The organism is Burkholderia sp. RF7-non_BP4, assembly GCF_001521935.1.
GTDB lineage: Bacteria > Pseudomonadota > Gammaproteobacteria > Burkholderiales > Burkholderiaceae > Burkholderia > Burkholderia diffusa.
Window position 1 is genome coordinate 140,206 of the sequence record NZ_LOTA01000076.1, and the last position, 18,110, is coordinate 158,315.

The following is an 18,110-nucleotide window of genomic DNA, read 5'->3' on the forward strand; positions in this document are numbered from 1 at the left end:
CGCCCGCGTCGAGCGTCGTCGGGCGACCGCCCGATCCGCGCCTTCAGCGCGTCAGCGTCACGAACAGATAGCCGACGTACCCGGCGCCGTTCGCCAGCAACGCCCAGATCGCGAGCCCGCGCGCACGCGCATTGACGCGCAGCCACACCGCCGCCGCGAGCGTGATGACCACGCCGGTCAGCACTTCGGGGCGCGGTTCCCACGGCGTCAGCATGATGCCGATCGCCGGCAGCAGCGTGCCCTGGAACACCATCGCGCCGGTGATGTTGCCGAACGCGAGCGTGTCCTTCTTGCGGCGGATCCACAGCACGCTGTTGACCTTTTCCGGCAATTCCGTCGCGATCGGCACGATGATCAGCGACAGCAACAGCGCGGAGATTCCGAGCAGGTGCGACACGCCCTCGACGCCGTGAATGAAGCCCTTCGCACCGCCGACCAGCAATGCGACGCCGAGCGCGAGTTGCAGCGCGATGGTTGCCAGGTTGGTCGGCAGCCCGACGCGCGACAGGAACATCGCATGCGGCGCCTCGGTGCCGTGCCCGGCGTCGACGAGTTGCGTCGACGCGCGGAACGTCATCAAGACGTACATCACGTAGATGCCGACCAGCATCGCGGCGAGCAGCGCGCGGACCGCCCACACGTGATGCGGGACGAACATCGCGATGGTGGCGAGCGTGAAGGCGGCGATGAAGTAGTTCAGGTCGCGCACGAAGCCGGTGCGCTCGGGCGCGATCGTGCCGGTCAGCCCGCGTGAGCGGATCACGGCGAGCGTCATCAGGAAGGTCGTCAGCGTCGCGAGCATCAGCGGCGCGCCGAGAATCGCGCCGACGCCGATTTCCTCGTTCACGGCCGCGTTCGACGTGCCGCCCGCGAGCGCGAGCAACGGCACCATCGTTTCGGGCAGCGCGGTGCCGACGGCGGCGAACAGCGAACCGGTCACGCCTTCCGAAATCTTCAGCCGCTCGCCGAGATGTTCGAGCGCATTCGTGAAGAGTTCGGCGGCGATCAGGATGACGATCAGCATGAACGCCAGTTCGACGAGCATCAACGTCATGCGGCACCTCCGCAGGCAGGCACGCCGGCAGGGGCGGAACGGACGCAGCGAACGAAACGCAGGGGGAAGGCTGGAAGGAACATGGGGACTCCGTGGTCGGACGTGGACGAACCATGACGCATCTGCCGACGTCCGACCACGAACGACGCGATGCGTCGATGGTCTCGCCAGACCGATTCGGCCGAATGCGCCACGGCCGCAGGCCGAGTGTGTTGACGCGTTCGCTTTCCGGGGATGGAAAGCAGGCTACTCCCCAAAGACGAGGGCCAGTCTAGCCGAGCCGGCCGCTTTCGGCAAGCGCGCGGTCAAGCCGCGTCGTGACGGATGCCATGGCGTGTCGGGAAGCAATCGGCATGCGCGCGCGGCGGCATCGTCCGCATGTCACGAAACGCGGGCCGGGAAGTGCAGCGCGAAGGTCGTCCGTCCGTCGCGGCTCGCGACCTCGACCTTGCCGCGATGGAGCTCGACGATCGACTTGACGATCGCGAGCCCGAGCCCGGTGTTGCGCGCCGCGCCGTGCCGCGACGAATCGATCCGGTAAAAGCGCTCGAAGATCCGCTCGATCTGTTCGGGCGGAATCGCGACGCCGCGGTTCGTGACTTCGACGACCGCGTAGCCGGGCCGGGTCGATACGGCCAGCTCGATCGTCGATCCGGCTTCCGCGTGTTCGAGCGCGTTCGAGACGAGGTTGCTGACGGCGCGCCGGAACAGCGTCGCGTCCGCGACGACCGGCGCTGCGCCGCGCACGTCGAGGCGCACGCCGGTCTCGTCGGCCAGCGCCTGGAAATACGACGCGAGCCGGCGCAATTCGTTGCCCGCGTCGAGTTCGACCGTCTTCAGGTGCTGTTGCGCATTGTCCGTGCGGGCGAGAAACAGCATGTTCTCGATCATCCGCTGAAGCCGTTCGCATTCCTCGATATTCGAATCGATCAGCGCTTCGTATTCCTCGGTGGTGCGGGCACGCGACAGCGTGACCTGCGATGAACTGATCACGTTCGCGAGCGGCGTGCGCATGTCGTGCGCGAGATCGGACGAAAACTGCGACAGCCGCACGAACGCGCGCTCGAGCCGGTCGAGCATCCGGTTGACCGACGTGGCGAGCTCGCGCAGCTCGATCGGGCCGCCGCGCGCATCGAGGCGCGCGGTCAGGTTGTGCGCCTCGATGCGCGACGTCTGCCGGCCGAGGCTCTCGACCGGACGCAGGCCGCGCGACGCGACCGCGTAGCCGAGCGCGCCGACCAGAAGCGCGCCGAGCGCGGCCGCGAGCCAGATGTCGACGCGATAGCTTTCCAGCAGCGACTGGCGATCCGCCGCCGTGCGCGCCAGCGCGATCTGAACGGTTTCGCCCGACGGCAGCGTGGCGCGGGCACGGACGCAGCGCGACGTGCCGATGCCGGGCGGCGAGCACGTGAACGGGCTGGCCGCCGCGCCCGCTGCACCGGCCGGCTGCGGCCGCGCGATCACCGACGCGAGCGTGTGGCCGGCTTCGTCGGTGTGTTCGACGAGCGGATGGTTCGCGCCGTCGTAGATGCCGAGATAGACGCCCGGATGCGACAGCAGCACTTCATGGAAGACGGCCGGATCGGCGCGCAACGCGGCGGTCGAGCCGCTCGCCCGCGCGAGCTGCAGGAATTGGTTGAGCTTGCCGGCGATCTCGATGTCGTCGCGCCGGGTCAACTCGGCGGACAGCGAGCGATACAGATACGCGCCGGTCAGCGCGAACACGAGCGCGGCCACGACCGCGAACGCGAGCGTCAGGCGCCGGACCAGCGAATAGGGTGCGGGGCCGCTTGTCACGCGCGATCCTCGAGCACGTAGCCCATCCCGCGGATCGTGTGGATCAGCTTTTTCTCGTACGCGTTGTCGATCTTCGCGCGCAGGCGCTTGATCGCCGCATCGACGACGTTCGTGTCGCTGTCGAAATTCATGTCCCAGATCTGCGACGTGATGAAGGTGCGCGTCAGCACCTCGCCCTCGCGTTCCGCGAGCAGCTGCAGCAGCGCGAACTCCTGCGCGGTCAGGTCGATGCGTGCGTCGGCGCGCCGCACGCGGCGCTTGATCAGGTCGACTTCGAGATCGGCGATTTGCAGGATTTCGCGGGAATTGCGCGGCACGCGCCGCAGCAGCGAACGGATGCGGGCGAGGAACTCCGCGTACGCGAACGGTTTCAGCAGATAGTCGTCGGCGCCCAGTTCGAGCCCCGTGACCTTGTCCTCGACCGCCTCCCGGGCCGTCAGCAGCAGCACCGGCGTCTGCTTCTGCGCGCGCAGCCGGCGGAGCACCTCGAAGCCGTCCAGTTCCGGCAGCATCACGTCGAGCACGACGAGATCGAAATCCTCGTGCAGCGCGAGGAACAGCCCGTCCTGGCCGTTTTCGGCCACGTCGACCGTGTAGCTCGCCTCCGTCAGCCCCTTGCGGAGGTACGACGCCATCTTGGGTTCGTCTTCGACTATCAGTATCCGCATGGTGGAGCAGGCCGTTCGTGATTCCAGCCGGTCAGTGTAACGCGTGAGCTTACGGCGCAGCGCGTGCGCGAAAGATGACCGCCGGATGACGGAATTGTCATGAAGCATGCGTGCGATGCGTCGCCGCGCTTCATGAAAATTCGGTCATGTTTCGGCCATGTCGTCGTCACGCCGGCGGCGATAAGCTGCGGCCGTCTTGTATCCGGAGCGCGTCGTCGCGGCGCTGCTCCCGTTCATCCGGTCATTGTCTGCGTGATTCCGCATCCATGTCGTACTGGCGCAAATTCATCCTCGTCGTGCTGCTGGCGCTGTGCGTGCCGATCCAGTCGTTCGCGACCGTGTCGACGCCATGCGCGGGCGCTGCCGCTGCCGCACCGCACGCGGGGGCCGGCGCCGATGCCCAGGCCGCGTCGTATGCGATGCCGGGCGCGCACGGCGAGCGGCATGAGCACGACGACCACGCACGCCATGCGACGCCTTGTTCCGCCTGCGGGTCCTGCTGTTTCGGCTCGGGCATGGTGGAGGCGCCTGCCGTGTCCGTTACGTCGGACGTCGGCCTCGCGATCGTCTCGTCCGCACCGTCGACGGTCGTCGTGTCGTTTTTGACCGGCGGCATCGACCGGCCGCCACGCCGGATTTCAATCTAGTCCGTGCCCGCGGCCAAACGGCCGCGATCCGCAAACCGTGCCGGCGAACGCGCGACGTCCGCCGCACGACTCACGACGAGAAACATCCATGCGATTGATTACTGCGGCGCTGCTTGGCGCGGCGGCGCTCGTGCCGTCGCTCGCGCCCGCGCAAACCGCCTTTCCCGATCCGGCCGACGCGGCCGCGTCGGTGCCGGACGTCACGGTGACGTCCGCGTTCGACGGCTACGTGCCGTATCGGGACGACGCAGGCCCGGGCTGGAAGCAACTGAACCGGGACGTGACGGCGCGGCCCGCGAAGGGAAACACCGCCGGACACGCGAAACCCGAAAATGCGGCAGCCGGCGCGTCCCATTCGATGAACGGAGGGGCCGCGCAATGACGAGACTTGCGATTTCACCGCGAATCGGCGCGACCGTGCTCGCGCTGGTATTCCTCGCCGGCTGCACGACGTTCTCGAAGGACGGCGGCTTCGACACCGTGTCGACCGTCGCATCGGAGCGCATCGGGAAAGACGCCGTCATCGTCAGGACCGACGCCGACCGCGCAGCCGTCGACAAGCGGACGAAGGAACTGCTCGAGAAACCGCTGTCGATGGACGACGCGGTGCAGCTCGCGCTGCTGAACAACCGTGGCCTGCAGGCGTCGTACGCGGAACTCGGGCTGTCGGAGGCCGATCTCGTGCAGGCCGGCCGGCTGCCGAACCCGCGCTTCTCGTTCAGCCGCACGCGGGCCGGCGACGGCGAACTGAGCCTCGGCCGCACGTTCTCGGCCAACGTGTTCGCGCTGCTGACGCTGCCGCTCGCGACGAACATCGAACGCCGCCGTTTCGAGCAGACCCGGCTCGAAACCGCCGACGCGATGCTGAAGGTCGCGGCCGACGCGCGCCGCGCGTATGTCGAAGCCGTCGCCGCCGAGCAGGCCGCGAATTATGCGCGACAGGTCCGCGACGCCGCGAGCGCCGGCGCCGAGCTCGCGCAGCGCATGCGCCAGGCCGGCAACTTCAGCCGGCTCGACTATGCACGCGAGCAGGCATTTCATGCGGATGCCGTCGCGCAGCAGGCGAAGGCGCAGCAGCAGGCCGTGGCCGCGCGCGAGAAGCTCACGCGCGCGATGGGGCTGTGGGGCGAGCGCACGCGGTACGCGCTGCCCGAGCGCTTGCCCGACCTGCCGAAGGCACGCCCCGATCTGCCCGATCTCGAACGCTATGCGATGAACAACCGTCTCGACATCCAGGCCGCGAAGCTGCAGACGCAGGGCGTCGCGTCGTCGCTCGGGCTCAGCAAGGCGACGCGCTTCGTCAACGCGGTCGATCTCGGCTACGTGAACAACTACGAGACCGGCAAGGGGCACGAGCACGGCTACGAGATCAGCGTCGAGATTCCGCTGTTCGACTGGGGCGGCGCGAAGGTTGCGCGGGCCGAGGCCGTCTACATGCAGTCGGCGAACCGGCTCGCGCAGACGGCGATCGACGCGCGCTCGGACGTGCGCGAATCGTACGCGGCATACACGACGAGCTACGACGTCGCGAAGCACTATCGCGACGAAGTCGTGCCGCTGCGCAAGACGATCTCGGACGAACTGCTGCTGCGCTACAACGGGATGCTCGCGAGCGTGTTCGAGCTGCTGAGCGATGCGCGCGAACAGGTCGGCGCGGTCAACGGCTACATCGACGCGCTGAAGGATTACTGGCTCGCCGAAACCGATCTGCAGGCGGCCGTCGGCGGCCGTCTGCCGACCGCGCAGCCGACGCAGCCGACGCAGCCGACGCAGCCGACGCAGCGCGCGGACGCGCCCGCCGCACCCACGACCGACGCTGCGCCGCAGCCGGCTTCTTCACCCGTGGCGCAACCGGCGCCCGCAACGCATCCGGAAGGTCATTGACATGGTGTCCCGTCGACAATTTCTCAGCGGCTCGGGCGCCGCGCTGCTCGGTGCGGCGATGGTCAGCAAGGCCGGCGCGGCGTCGTTGCCCGACGCGCCCACGATGGCGAAGGCCGGCACGCAGCCGCCGCTCGTGCCGCCCAACGGCCGCCCGTACACGCCCGTCGCGACGCTGAACGGCTGGACGCTGCCGTGGCGAATGAAGAACGGCTGGAAGGAATTCCACCTGACGGCCGAGCCCGTCGTGCGCGAGATGGCGCCCGGGATGAACGCGAACCTGTGGGGCTACAACGGCCAGTCGCCGGGCCCGACGATCGAGGCCGTCGAAGGCGACAAGGTCCGGATCTTCGTGACGAACCGGCTGCCCGAGCACACGACGATCCATTGGCACGGGCTGCGGCTGCCGAACGGGATGGACGGCGTCGGCGGCCTCACGCAGCCGCACATTCCGCCCGGCAAGACCTTCGTCTACGAGTTCCAGCTGGAGGCGCACGGCACGTTCATGTATCACCCGCACGCCGACGAGATGGTGCAGATGGCGATGGGGATGATGGGTATGTTCATCGTGCATCCGAAGGACCGCGCGACGATGCCGGTCGATCGCGATTTCGTCTTTCTGCTCGCCGCGTACGACATCGATCCGGGCAGCTACACGCCGCGCGTGAACGAGATGACCGACTTCAACATGTGGACGTTCAACTCGCGCGTGTTCCCGGGCATCGACCCGCTGCCGGTGCGGGCGGGCGACCGCGTGCGGATTCGTTTCGGCAACCTGACGATGACGAATCATCCGATCCACCTGCACGGCTACAGCTTCGAGGTGGCCGGCACCGACGGCGGCTGGATTCCGCCGGCGGCGCGCTGGCCGGAGGTGACGGCCGATGTCGCGGTCGGCCAGATGCGCGCGATCGAGTTCACCGCCGATCGTCCGGGCGACTGGGCGTTCCATTGCCACAAGTCGCATCACACGATGAATGCGATGGGTCATCAGGTGCCGAACCTGATCGGCGTGCCGCAGAAGGATCTCGCGAAGAAGATCGGCAAGCTCGTGCCCGACTACATGGCGATGGGCAGCACGGGCGGCGCGATGGGCGGCATGGAAATGCCGCTGCCCGACAACACGCTGCCGATGATGACGGGCACCGGCCCGTTCGGGCCGCTGGAGATGGGCGGCATGTTCACGGTGCTGAAGGTCCGGCAGGGCCTCGGCCGCAACGATTATCGCGATCCGGGCTGGTTCCGGCATCCGAAGGGCACCGTCGCTTACGAATACACCGGCGAATTGCCGGACGCTTGAGCCGCGGGCAGCATGCGGCGGCCGTGATGACGCGGCCGCCGGTTTTCGTTTCATTCACTCAGGAGAACGCACGATGAAGAAGGAACTGGTTTCGATTGCAACGGGTTGCATGCTGGCGTTTTCCGCCGCGTCGTACGCGGCCGGCGACATGGCCGGCATGGACATGAGCGGCGGCGCGATGCAGGGCGCCGCCGCGAAGCACGAGATGTCGCACGGCGAGATCCGCAAGATCGACATGGGCGCCGGCAAGCTGACGATCAAGCATGGCCCGCTGGACAACCTCGGGATGGACGCGATGACGATGGCGTTCAAGGTGAAGGACCCGGCGATGCTGTCGCAGGTGAAGGTGGGCGACAAGGTCGACTTCGTTGCCGAGGACGTGGGCGGCGCGTTGACCGTCGTCGAGCTGAAGAAGCCGTGACGCCGGGCATGACGATGAAGATCACCCCCCTCGGGCGGCTGGCCGCCCTCGCCGCGGCCGGCGCGATCGCCGCCGCCGTGCCGGCCGCGGCATTCGCGCACGGCAAGCTGGAAAGCGCCGCACCGGCGACGGGCAGCGCGGTCGACACCGCGCCCGACACGTTGCGGCTGACGTTCAACGAAGACCTCGAACCGGCGTTCAGCTCGGTGAAGGTATCGGACGCGAACGGCAATGCCGTCGCGCACGAAAAGGCGAAAGTCGATGCGTCGAACCCGCGCGTGATGACCGTCGCGATACCGAAGCTCGCGCCCGGCGCGTACACGGTGCAGTGGGTGGCGATGACGGCCGACGCGCATCGCACCAAGGGCGCCTATTCGTTCAGGGTGAAGGGGTGAACGAGGGCTTCGTCGGCCTTTTGAGGCTCGTGTCCGTGGCGATCCAGAACACCGGGTTCGCCGTCGTCGTCGGCGCGCTGCTCGGCAGCCACTGGCTTGCGCGCGGCGAGTCGGCGTGGCAGCGCGGCATCGCGCGGCGTCTCGTCGCGACGCTGCGCATCGCGTCCAGCGTGTCGCTGCTCGCGAGCGTCACCGCGTTCTGGGCGCATTGCGCGCTGATGAGCGACGTGTCGATTCTGGACGCCGGGCCGGCCGTCCGCGCGATGCTCGCCGGCACCGGCTTCGGCCACGCGTGGCTGGCCGGCGCGGTGTTCGCGGCGGTCGTCGTGCTGCTGTCGTTGTTCCGGCATGCGAACGATACGCGCTTTCCGTTCGCGATCTGGGCTGCGCTCGCGGGCGTCGCACTCGCGCGCAGCAACGGCGGGCATCCGGTCGACGCGGGCCTGTTCAGCGTGCCGGTGTGGGTCGACTGGCTGCATCTGCTGGCGATCAGCGCGTGGGTCGGGCTCGTGTTCGTGACGGCGTTCGGCGTGATGCCGCGTCTTGCCGGCATGCCCGCGAGCGAACGCACGACCGGCGCATCGTTCGTGCAGTCGCTGTCCGATGCGTCGACGTATACGTTGATCGTGCTGTTCGCGACCGGCGCTTACAACGGCTGGCGCGGTGTCGATACGCCCGCGAACCTGCTCGGGTCGACGTACGGGCAGATCCTGCTGTTCAAGCTCGCGCTCGTGCTGATCGCGGCGGCGCTCGGCGGACACAACCGCTTCTTCGAGATGCCGAAGCTGCTGGCCGCGCTGAAGGATCCGGCGGCCGCGACGCCGGCCGGCCTGTTGCGACGGTTCGGCGCGGTGTTGCGGATCGAGGCGGTCGTGCTGGCCGGCGTGCTGATGGTGGCCGCCGTGCTCGTGTCGAGCGCGTTGCCGGGGACGGTTTAGCGCCACGGTCGGCAGGCGACGCCGGTAACGGGAAATCGTCGGAACAGCGGCGGTTTTGATCAGACGATTTCCCGCTTTCCGACCGGGGTAGCGCAGCCGGATGATTACATCCATCTGTCGTTTGGTTACTAAAAACTGTCACCGAGCGCCGCTAAGCTTTCGCCACCCTCACAACCGGGATTCCCTGTCATGCGCTCGACAATCCGCCTGTTTGCCCCGCTATTGCTGCTGCCCACGCTTGCCGCGCCCGCCTTCGCCGCCACCGCCGCTCCCGTCAGTCCGAACTGCGGCGGCAGCACGACGCCGATCGCCGACATCCAGGGGCCGGGCGCGCCGTCGCCGCTCGCCGGCCAGAACGTGTCGATCGAAGCGGTCGTTACCGCCGATTTCGGCGGCACGGACGGCTTCGGCGGCTTCTTCGTCCAGCAGGCCGACGCGCAGCGCCGCAACCAGCCGGGCGTCTCCGAAGGCCTGTTCGTCTATGCGCCGAAAGTGCGCGCGAAGGCCGGCGATCTCGTGCACGTGACCGGCAAGGTCGAGGAAAAATACGGTCAGACGCAGCTCACGCTGTCGGGCGCGATCGCGGTGTGCGCGAACGGCCAGACGGTCACGCCGGCCACGCTCACGCTGCCGGTCGACAACCCGAACGCGTTCGCCGCATATGAAGGGATGCGCGTGCGCCTGCCGCAGACGCTCACCGTCACCGACAACTACGAACTCGGCCGCTACGGCAGCGTGATGCTGAGCAACGGCCGCCTGCGCACGCCGACGAGCGTGGTGCCGCCGTCGCAGGCGCAGACGCAGATCGATGCGAACGCACGCAACCGGCTGATCCTCGACGACGGCTCGAACAAGCAGAACCCGGCGACCGTGCCGTATCCGGCGCCGGAACTGTCGGTCGCGAACCCGCTGCGCTCGGGCTACACCGTGCGCGACGTCGAAGGCGTGCTCGAGGTGCGCTACGGCGCATGGCGCGTGCAGCCGCTGCCCGGCGCGGCCGCGCCGACGTTCGACACGCGTTCGAACCCGCGCACCAACGCGCCGGCGCGCGATCCGAAATCGAACCTGCGCGTCGCGTCGTTCAACGTCCTCAACTACTTCAACGGCAACGGTCTCGGCGGCGGCTTCGACGATCCGAACAACCGCGGCGCGAAGACCTATCAGGAATTCCAGCGCCAGGAAGCGAAGATCGTCAGCGCGCTGAAGGCGCTCGACGCCGACGTGATCGGCCTGATGGAAATCCAGAACAACGGCTACGGCGAACTGAGCGCGGTGCGCCAGCTCGCCGCGAAGCTCGGCAGCCACTGGCGCGTCGTCGATCCCGGCACGTCGCGCCTCGGCGGCGACGCGATCGCGGTCGCGATGATCTACGACAGCCGCGCGGTCGAACCCGTCGGCCGCGCGTCGACGCTCGCGATCGACGACAAGAACCGCCAGCCGCTCGCGCAGTCGTTCCGCCGGATCGGCGGCAAGCAGGCGCTGACGATCGCGGTCAACCACCTGAAGTCGAAGAACTGCCCGGACGCGGCGAACGACGACCGCGACCAGGGCGACGGCCAGGGCTGCTGGAATCCGACGCGCACGCGCGCGGCCGCGAAGCTGGCCGACTGGCTCGCCGGCACGCCGACGGGCATCGCGGGGCAGGGCACGCTGCTGATCGGCGACTTCAACAGCTACACGTATGAAGACCCGATCCGCCTGCTCGAATCGCGCGGCTATCGCAACCTCGTGTCGCGCTGGATCGGCGCCAATGCGTACAGCTACGTGTACAACGGCGAAGCCGGCTACCTCGATCACGCGCTTGCATCGCTGCCGCTCGCATCGCACGTGAAGGCCGTGCACGAATGGCACATCAACGCGGACGAGCCCCTCGCGCTGCAGTACACGCTCGCGTACAAGTCGGCCGAGCAGCAGAAAACCTTCTACGCGCCGGATGCGTATCGTTCGTCGGACCACGATCCGGTGCTGATCGATATCGCGTTGCCGGGCGGCGGGCGCTGATCGCTGAATCGAGTATCTGAAGTACGGCGCGCGGGCGGCGGTTGCGCCGCTCGCGCTGTCATGCGATCCGGAATGAGCGGCGCGAATGACTGCGCATGACACATCAATGCCGTTTGGCGCACTCCACAGTTTCATTCCGGTATCGGGTAAATAATTCCGTTGCGTTTCCGCGAAATAATCGGCATCGGTATTTTATGGACGATGCCGGTTTTTATTCAATGAATCTCACTAATTGATCAGGGATAATTAAAATGAAAGAAAAATCCTGTCGATTTGAAGGGGGTCAACGCGCACTTTCGAATCCCGGCAAGGACGGTGCGACATGCGAAAACGCCGCCGCATTCCAATAAAAATGCCTCGTATAACGACCTGAACGCGAACAATCGTGTTTTCTTTCAAATGCCAGACACTGATCGCCGTTCGCATCATAAGAGATTTTTTAATATCGGAATGATCTTTGACAACGCGGCGCAGCACCGCCTATTTTTGTGGTGTCGTAAATTCAGGTAATACGATAAGTCGTCAAACTGCCAGGGGGCGGCGTTCCCGCATCATTCTCCGCCAGCAGTTTGCTGTGTCTGTATCAAGTTCAGTCTCTCGAAGAAGTCCAATCCCCAACCGTCGTCTGCCGACCGTGCAACGCGAGTGGCGGGTATGCCTGCGCGTTTTTCGCCGGCGATGGCGGCCTGTGTGAAGCGGTATCCGACTCAACACAAGGATCGAGGCATGAAACCAGACAGGAGCAGTACCGGCAGCCGCCGCGAGCGTCGCGGCCGGCTGGCCGGGCTAGGCGCATTGACCATCGTGACGCTCGTGCTCGCGGGCTGCGGCGGCGACGACTCGTCGTCGGTCGGCGCGTCGAGCCTCGCGCAGGCCACCGCCAGCCAGCAGGCCAGCGCGCAAGCGGCGGCGGCCAGCCAGTCGCCGGCGGCGAACCAGCCTTACGTCGACCCCGTCGCGTATTCGATGAACGCGACCGACGGCCTCGCGGCTGCGCAGGTCTCGGAGAAGGCGGCGGTGATGCATTACCAGTGGAAATCCGGCGGCACGACGGTCAGCTACACGACGACCACGGGCCACCTGACCGCGCAGGACGCGAACGGCAACGCCGAAGCGTCGATGTCGTACGTCGCGTACACCGCGCCGAGCACGAACGGCAAGCCGCGCCCCGTCACGTTCGTCTATAACGGCGGCCCCGGCTCGTCGTCGATCTGGCTGCGCCTCGGCTCCTTCGCGCCGACGCGCGTCGCCACGCCCGATCCGTTGTTCGGCAACAACTGGCCGAACTATCCGCTCGTCGACAACGCGGACAGCCTGATCGACACGACCGACCTCGTGTTCATCGATCCGCCGGGAACCGGGCTGTCGGAAGCCGTGCTGCCGAACACCAATCAGAAGTACTGGGGTTCGGACGCGGACGTCAACATCATGCGCGACTTCATCCAGCGCTACCTGAACGTCAACAGCCGCGGCACGTCGCCGATCTACCTGTACGGCGAATCGTACGGCACGCCGCGTACCGACATGCTCGCGCTGGCGCTCGAATCGGCCGGCGTGCACCTGACGGGGATCGTGCTGCAATCGTCGATCCTGAACTACTTCGCCGATGCGGTGGAAGCGGTGGCGATCACGCAGTCGACCGAAGGGCTGCTGCTCGAGACCGATACCGTGGCCGGATACCTGCCCGGCTATGCGGCGGTCGCGGCGTACTTCAACCAGGTGTCGCCGGCGCCGGTCAACCCGTATCTGTATGCACTGCAGACCGAGTTGTTCACGACGCTGATCTACAACCAGTTGCAGCAGTACTCGCAGTCGTGGGTGCTGAGCCAGCTCGGCATTCCGGATGCGCTCGGCACGCCGGTGTTCCCGAGCGATGCGACGCTGAAGCTGTGGTCGCTGCCGTCGGGCCTCACGCAGCAGGCGCTGCGCGGCTACTTCAACGCGAATCCGTTCGGCACGAGCCTGCTGCCCGGCACGACGATCGGCCGCTACGACGGACGCGTGTCGTTGCCGAACTCGGATCCGCGGCTGCAAACGGACGGCGATCCGTCGGACATCCTGATCTCGCAGCCGTTCACGAACGCGCTCGCGACGCAGATGCCCGACTACCTCGGCTACACCGCGCCGAACGCGACCTACCTGCCGCTGAACGACAACATCATCCAGGTGTGGGACTTCTCGCATGACGGCCAGCCGATGCCCGACTCGATCCCCGATCTGCTCGGCGCGCTTCAGCTCAATCCGAAGCTCCGGGTGCTCGCGGAGAACGGTCTCCACGACCTGGCGACGCCGTTCTTCAACACCGAGAAGCAGCTCGCGCGGCTGCAGACGGTGAAGGGCCTGAACCCGAAGCTGCAGGTGAACTTCTTCCAGGGCGGGCACATGACGTATCTGGATGACGTGGCCCGTCCGCAGATGAAGCGCGACCTGACGATCTTCTATCAGGGCAGGCGGATTCCGACCGCGCTGACGCTGCGCACACTGCCGCCGCCGTGGCCGGACGAGAACCCGGCCGGCACGCCGACCGGCAGCGTGCCGGGCGCGACGGCCGCGACGACGCTGGCGGCCGCACCGTAAACGACGGACTCCTTGCGAAAAGGAACCCTCAATTCATCCATTGAATGCGAGTGATCATGTCCCTAATCAACTTGATGCGGCGTATGTCTCCGTTGATCGTCCTCGGCGCCGTGATGAGCAGCGCCCACGCACTGCCGCCGCAGGCGGTGGCGCCGGTGAAGCTGCCGCGCGGCGGGCACGGCGTCGACGGTCCGTTCTTTCCTGCGACCCGCGTGGCGCCGGTATTGCCGTCGACCGGCGCGACGCTGCAACAGCAGGCGCAGAAGCGCGTCGACGCCCGGCTCGGCGGCAACACGGTGCTGAGCAACGGCGCGGCGGTGACGAAAGCGCAGGCGCAGAGCAGCGGGCTGGGCTTCGTCGCGAAGCACTTCGACGAGATCGATGCGAAACACACCGGTCGCGTGACGATGAGCGATGTGCGGCAGTTCATCCAGCAGCGGCAGGTGCAGGCGGAGCAGGAACAGCAGGAGTGACGATGTAGCGAGGTCGTGCGCGGGGTGATGGCCGATGCGGGCCGTCTCCCTGCACCGACGGTCTGCTTTGAACCCGCCGCGGCGCACGTTCGGCCGCGGCTTTCTTCATGGAGGTTCAGTTCATGCGCGGGCAGCGCGAAGCCGCGTCACGCATCGCGTGATCGATGTTCGGCTTCCCGGTGCGCGTAACGCCGCGCCGTCGCCGACGGCAACTCGCCGAACATCGCACGGTAGTCCTGAGCAAAGCTGCTCAGATGCCAGAAGCCCCACTTCGTCGCGGCCGACGTCACGGACCCGCCGAGCCGCAGTTCGCGACGAACGTGATTCAGCCGGACGGCGCGCAGATACGCGATCGGATTCAGGTTGAGCGTGTCGTTGAACGCGTATTGCGCGGTACGCCGGCTGATGCCGAGCTGCACGCACAGTTCGGCGATCGACAGCGGACACGTCGACGCGTCCTGCAGCCGCTCCTGCACCGCGTTCACGAGCGACCAGTACTTCGTCGGCCGTGTCGCGAGGGCGTCCGCGTCCGGCGCGGGCGTCGTCATCGCTTCGGCAATCGCATACAGCACGGTCCGCTCGAGCAGCTCGATCCGCTCCTGCGTCGTCACGTCGTCGATCGGCGTGCTTTTCGCGGCCGCGGCCATCGTGTGGCGCAGCAGGTCGCGCAAGCGGTCCGCGACCTGGGGCGTCATCGGGATCAGCGGCGCGAAGGTGCGCGCGCGCAGCGACGCGGCGAGCGTGCGCATCGCCTCCGTCGACAGCTTGTCGGGCTCGATCTCGACGTTCACGAGCACGTGCCGGTCCGGCGAATAGAACTCGAACACGGGCTGGCTCGAGAACACGTGCAGGCTGTCGCGCCCGCTCTTCTCGCCGCACATGCGCGCATGGCCTTCGAGCTCCAGCGGCACGGCCACCGCGATGCGGTCGGACGGCACCGCGCCCTGCTGCAGGATCACCTTGTCGAGATCCTCGACCAGAAGCCGGATGCCGCCGAGCGAAACGATGGACGACGAGCCATGAAACCGGCCGCCCGAGATTTGCGTGTAGTTGAGATCCCAGCCGTCGAAGATTCGCGCCTGCTCCTCCACGTCGGTGAACGCGCAGAACGCCACCGTTCGTGCGAGCGGCGGGGCGCCAGAAAAATCGCTCGGATCGGCGGACGGCGTCATCGGAGTCGGGAAGGGGCGGGCCGGATCGATGCATTGTAGCCGCTGCCCGAGCCGGTCAAAAAACCCGATGGCCCGATTCCCCGAAGAAACCCTCGCTTGCCGAAATCCGATAGTGAAAAGCCGGCCGTCGCAATACCTTTGGCACGGACGGAACACAACGTATCGCATCGCGCCGGCGCGGGGAGCTTTCCGCTTCGTTGCCGGACGAACCGAACACGGCTGCCGGCGTGGGCCCGGCAGCACACTTCTGGAGAGACGTCGATGGAGCTTCCACGTGGCGGATTCTGGCGCAACTGGGTGGGCAATCAGTCGTGCGTTGCCGCGCACATGGCGTCGCCGACCAGCGAGGCGGAGATCGCCGAGCTGGTGCATGCCGCGACGAGCCAGGGCAAGAACGTCCGATGCTCGGGATCGGGACATTCGTTCACGCCGGTCGTCGCGACGAGCGGCCTGCTGCTGTCGCTGAAGGATTACCAGGGCATCGTCGCGGTTGACGCGCAACGAAAGCGCGTCACCGTGAAGTCCGGCACGCGGATCAACGCGGTGACGCGTCATCTGAAGGACATCGGCTTCTCGCTCGTCAACCAGGGCGACATCGATTCGCAGGCCATTGCCGGTGCGCTCGCAACCGGCACGCACGGCACGGGGACGACGCTGAGCAACCTGTCGTCGCAGGTCGTCGGGATGCGGATCGTTCGCCCCGACGGCTCGATCATGGAAGTGAGCGACGGGCAGGACCTCGACCTGCTGCATGCGACGCAGGTGAACCTCGGCCTGTTCGGCGTGGTGTCGGAGCTGACGCTGCAGGTGACCGACGCGTTCTGGCTGCACGACCGCGTGTGGCGCGAGGACTTCGAGGCGCTGATGGAAAAGTACGACGAGCTCGCGGCCACGCACCGGCATTTCGGTTTCTTCTGGTGCCCGACGTCCGAAAGCCGCCATCTGTACTGCCTGCCCGATACCGCGAAGGTGTCGAACTCGAAGAAGGACTACGACGTGTGCGAAATCAAGGTGATGGACCTCACCGACGAACGCACGTTCTTCGAAGGCGAGCACGAGAAGATCGCGTACAGCGCCGAGGTCTATGCGATTCACTACGTCGCGAACTTCCACGAACTCGAATACGCAGTGCCTGCCGAACACGGCAAGGAAGCGCTGCGCCGCGTGCGCGACCTGATCCTCACGAAGCATCGCGACTGCATCTTCCCGGTCGAGTACCGCTTCACGAAGGGCGATCCGGCGTGGATCAGCCCGTTCAACAATCAGGACAGCGTAACCATCTCGTGCTCGGGCGGGCCGAACGGCGTCGACTATTGGCCGTTCCTGAAGGACGTCGACGACATCCTGCGCGATTACGGGTCGCGTCCGCACTGGGGCAAGCTGCACTTCACGAACCGCGACGACGTGGATCGCTGGTTCCCGAAAGCCGAAGCGTTCCGCGAACTGCGCCGCAGCGTGGACCCGGAAGGCCGTTTCCTCAACGATCATCTTCGGACGCTGTTCAGCTGAGCAATCCGAACGAACCAGACTGGAGAACGACGAATGAATGCCAAGATTGACGGGCGCCTGGCCGGCAAGGTCGCCATCGTGAGCGGCGGCGCGGGCGGATGCGGCGCCGCCGCGTCCGAACTGTTCGCCGCGCAGGGCGCGAAGGTGGCGATCGTCGACCGCGACGGCGACGCGGCCGAAACGCTTGCGTCGCGGCTGCGCGATGCCGGCTTGCAGGCGATCGGCCTCGGCGCCGACGTGTCGAGGCAGGCGGACGTGCAGGCGGCGGTCGACGCGGCGCGCCGGCAGTATGGCAACGCGGACATCCTGTTCAATCACGCGGGCACGTTGATCGTCAAACCGTTCCTCGACATCGAGGAGTCGGAATGGGACTGGCTGATGGGCGTGAACGTGAAGAGCATGTTCCTGATGACGAAGGCGGTCCTCCCGCAGATGCTGGAAAAGGGGCGCGGCAGCATCGTCTGCACGTCGTCGATCTCGGCCGTCTGCGCGACGCCCGGCGAGGTGCTGTATGACGCGACCAAGGGCGCGTGCCACATGTTCGCGCGGGCGATCGCCGTCGAGTACCGCGACCGCGGCATCCGCTGCAACGCGCTGGCGCCCGGGTTCATCCGCACGCCGCACGGGATGCGCGAGCTGAGGGATCTGCAGGCGATGGGCGTGGACGCGACCGAGGCGGCCATCGCGGTGCAGCAAGGCCGGCTGTGCGAGCCGTCGGAAGTGGCCGCGGCCGCGCTGTTCCTGGCGTCGGACGAATCGAGTTTCGTCAACGGCACGCACCTGTTCGTCGACAACTGTTTTTCCGCCGTTTAGGCCCCGATATTCGCAGGAGGCCGAAGGGCAGGCACGCGTTCTCCAAGGAGCGGCAGGTTCCGTCGAAGGTTCCGCAGCGATGCGGGCCTTCGATTTTTTTTGGCGGGTCGTCGCGCGATGTGTCCTAGCGGATTGTCGTAATCCTTCTATCTGAACCGATTTGCGTCTGCTGGAATGGCAATGCCGAATCACCGTTCAGCCGGCATCGCGGGGCGGCATGGGCGATGACGTCATCGGGCGCCGGTCAGGCGCCCTGCTTCGCGGGTCCGGGCAAGTCCGGCATACCAGGGTCAATCCATCACTTTCTTTTGATCAATCATCATGTTCAATCGCACTACCAGCACCGTCGCCAACGTCGATCCGGAACTCTGGACTGCCATTCAGGACGAAAACCGCCGCCAGGAAGAGCACATCGAGCTGATCGCGTCGGAAAACTACACGAGCCCGGCCGTGATGGCCGCACA

The 18,110-nt window shown here is 66.7% G+C and carries 16 protein-coding genes, 1 pseudogene and 1 riboswitch; of the genes and pseudogenes, 13 read left to right on the plus strand and 4 right to left on the minus strand.

Annotation, left to right across the window (positions count from 1 at the left end; genetic code table 11):
* Positions 1–43 precede the first annotated feature (43 nt).
* From WS49_RS23505 to WS49_RS23515, 3 genes are all read right to left on the minus strand, one after another.
* Entirely contained in the window at positions 44–1,054 is a 1,011-nt protein-coding gene (locus tag WS49_RS23505; RefSeq protein ID WP_059533760.1) for a sodium:calcium antiporter, read from the minus strand.
* Positions 1,055–1,145: 91 nt separating this feature from the next.
* Positions 1,146–1,321, minus strand: a riboswitch (yybP-ykoY riboswitch).
* Positions 1,322–1,435: 114 nt separating this feature from the next.
* On the minus strand, positions 1,436–2,851 hold the full coding sequence (locus WS49_RS23510; protein ID WP_059533762.1) for a heavy metal sensor histidine kinase: 1,416 nt from the start codon (positions 2,849–2,851) through the stop codon (positions 1,436–1,438).
* Positions 2,848–3,519: a heavy metal response regulator transcription factor gene (locus WS49_RS23515; protein ID WP_059533764.1), complete on the minus strand. Its 672-nt coding sequence runs from the start codon at positions 3,517–3,519 to the stop codon at positions 2,848–2,850. Before WS49_RS23515 ends, WS49_RS23510 begins: the two co-directional genes overlap by 4 nt.
* 266 nt (positions 3,520–3,785) lie before the next feature.
* On the opposite strand from WS49_RS23515, the gene WS49_RS23520 reads away from it, so the two are divergent.
* From WS49_RS23520 to WS49_RS23565, 10 genes are all read left to right on the plus strand, one after another.
* Complete coding sequence (locus tag WS49_RS23520; RefSeq protein WP_059533766.1) at positions 3,786–4,166, plus strand: hypothetical protein; 381 nt, start codon at positions 3,786–3,788, stop codon at positions 4,164–4,166.
* A gap of 88 nt (positions 4,167–4,254) precedes the next feature.
* On the plus strand, positions 4,255–4,548 hold the full coding sequence (locus tag WS49_RS23525) for a hypothetical protein (RefSeq protein WP_059533768.1): 294 nt from the start codon (positions 4,255–4,257) through the stop codon (positions 4,546–4,548).
* The gene (locus WS49_RS23530) at positions 4,545–6,050 is read left to right on the plus strand and encodes a TolC family protein (protein WP_059533770.1); all 1,506 of its coding nucleotides are present in this window, start codon (positions 4,545–4,547) and stop codon (positions 6,048–6,050) included. Before WS49_RS23525 ends, WS49_RS23530 begins: the two co-directional genes overlap by 4 nt.
* Position 6,051: 1 nt before the next feature.
* Positions 6,052–7,347: a multicopper oxidase family protein gene (locus WS49_RS23535; RefSeq protein ID WP_059533772.1), complete on the plus strand. Its 1,296-nt coding sequence runs from the start codon at positions 6,052–6,054 to the stop codon at positions 7,345–7,347.
* Between the two features lie 73 nt (positions 7,348–7,420).
* Positions 7,421–7,768: a copper-binding protein gene (locus WS49_RS23540; protein WP_059533774.1), complete on the plus strand. Its 348-nt coding sequence runs from the start codon at positions 7,421–7,423 to the stop codon at positions 7,766–7,768.
* Positions 7,769–7,782: 14 nt separating this feature from the next.
* Positions 7,783–8,163, plus strand: coding sequence for a copper homeostasis periplasmic binding protein CopC (copC, locus tag WS49_RS23545; RefSeq protein ID WP_059533811.1), 381 nt, complete (start codon positions 7,783–7,785; stop codon positions 8,161–8,163).
* Positions 8,160–9,101 (plus strand): copper resistance D family protein, encoded by a 942-nt coding sequence (locus WS49_RS23550; protein WP_059533776.1) that lies wholly within the window; start codon positions 8,160–8,162, stop codon positions 9,099–9,101. Before copC ends, WS49_RS23550 begins: the two co-directional genes overlap by 4 nt.
* Before the next feature lie 189 nt (positions 9,102–9,290).
* The gene (locus WS49_RS23555; RefSeq protein WP_059533778.1) at positions 9,291–11,102 is read left to right on the plus strand and encodes an ExeM/NucH family extracellular endonuclease; all 1,812 of its coding nucleotides are present in this window, start codon (positions 9,291–9,293) and stop codon (positions 11,100–11,102) included.
* Between the two features lie 726 nt (positions 11,103–11,828).
* Positions 11,829–13,679: a S10 family serine carboxypeptidase-like protein gene (locus tag WS49_RS23560; protein ID WP_059533780.1), complete on the plus strand. Its 1,851-nt coding sequence runs from the start codon at positions 11,829–11,831 to the stop codon at positions 13,677–13,679.
* A 44-nt stretch (positions 13,680–13,723) separates the two neighbouring features.
* Positions 13,724–14,152, plus strand: coding sequence for a hypothetical protein (locus tag WS49_RS23565; protein WP_059533782.1), 429 nt, complete (start codon positions 13,724–13,726; stop codon positions 14,150–14,152).
* 146 nt (positions 14,153–14,298) lie between these two features.
* Here the strand turns inward: WS49_RS23565 and WS49_RS23570 are convergent, their stop codons facing one another.
* The gene (locus tag WS49_RS23570) at positions 14,299–15,324 is read right to left on the minus strand and encodes a helix-turn-helix domain-containing protein (RefSeq protein ID WP_059533784.1); all 1,026 of its coding nucleotides are present in this window, start codon (positions 15,322–15,324) and stop codon (positions 14,299–14,301) included.
* A 261-nt stretch (positions 15,325–15,585) separates the two neighbouring features.
* Between WS49_RS23570 and WS49_RS23575 the strand changes: the two genes are divergently transcribed.
* The 3 genes and pseudogenes from WS49_RS23575 to glyA all read left to right on the plus strand — a co-directional run.
* Positions 15,586–16,833: a D-arabinono-1,4-lactone oxidase gene (locus WS49_RS23575; protein WP_059533786.1), complete on the plus strand. Its 1,248-nt coding sequence runs from the start codon at positions 15,586–15,588 to the stop codon at positions 16,831–16,833.
* Positions 16,834–16,866: 33 nt separating this feature from the next.
* Entirely contained in the window at positions 16,867–17,646 is a 780-nt protein-coding gene (locus WS49_RS23580) for an SDR family NAD(P)-dependent oxidoreductase (RefSeq protein ID WP_059533788.1), read from the plus strand.
* A gap of 321 nt (positions 17,647–17,967) precedes the next feature.
* A pseudogene (gene glyA / locus WS49_RS34055) lies at positions 17,968–18,110 on the plus strand (serine hydroxymethyltransferase); the annotation flags it as partial.

Bases quoted from the DNA above. Each gene is read 5' to 3' on its own strand.
- WS49_RS23535 (WP_059533772.1), top strand. From the start codon at position 6,052: ATGGTGTCCCGTCGACAATTTCTCAGCGGCTCGGGCGCCGCGCTGCTC.
- WS49_RS23530 (WP_059533770.1), top strand. From the start codon at position 4,545: ATGACGAGACTTGCGATTTCACCGCGAATCGGCGCGACCGTGCTCGCG.
- WS49_RS23565 (WP_059533782.1), top strand. From the start codon at position 13,724: ATGCGAGTGATCATGTCCCTAATCAACTTGATGCGGCGTATGTCTCCG.
- WS49_RS23505 (WP_059533760.1), bottom strand. From the start codon at position 1,054: ATGACGTTGATGCTCGTCGAACTGGCGTTCATGCTGATCGTCATCCTG.
- WS49_RS23560 (WP_059533780.1), top strand. From the start codon at position 11,829: ATGAAACCAGACAGGAGCAGTACCGGCAGCCGCCGCGAGCGTCGCGGC.
- WS49_RS23555 (WP_059533778.1), top strand. From the start codon at position 9,291: ATGCGCTCGACAATCCGCCTGTTTGCCCCGCTATTGCTGCTGCCCACG.
- WS49_RS23580 (WP_059533788.1), top strand. From the start codon at position 16,867: ATGAATGCCAAGATTGACGGGCGCCTGGCCGGCAAGGTCGCCATCGTG.
- copC (WP_059533811.1), top strand. From the start codon at position 7,783: ATGAAGATCACCCCCCTCGGGCGGCTGGCCGCCCTCGCCGCGGCCGGC.
- WS49_RS23515 (WP_059533764.1), bottom strand. From the start codon at position 3,519: ATGCGGATACTGATAGTCGAAGACGAACCCAAGATGGCGTCGTACCTC.
- WS49_RS23525 (WP_059533768.1), top strand. From the start codon at position 4,255: ATGCGATTGATTACTGCGGCGCTGCTTGGCGCGGCGGCGCTCGTGCCG.
- WS49_RS23570 (WP_059533784.1), bottom strand. From the start codon at position 15,324: ATGACGCCGTCCGCCGATCCGAGCGATTTTTCTGGCGCCCCGCCGCTC.
- WS49_RS23540 (WP_059533774.1), top strand. From the start codon at position 7,421: ATGAAGAAGGAACTGGTTTCGATTGCAACGGGTTGCATGCTGGCGTTT.
- WS49_RS23520 (WP_059533766.1), top strand. From the start codon at position 3,786: ATGTCGTACTGGCGCAAATTCATCCTCGTCGTGCTGCTGGCGCTGTGC.
- WS49_RS23575 (WP_059533786.1), top strand. From the start codon at position 15,586: ATGGAGCTTCCACGTGGCGGATTCTGGCGCAACTGGGTGGGCAATCAG.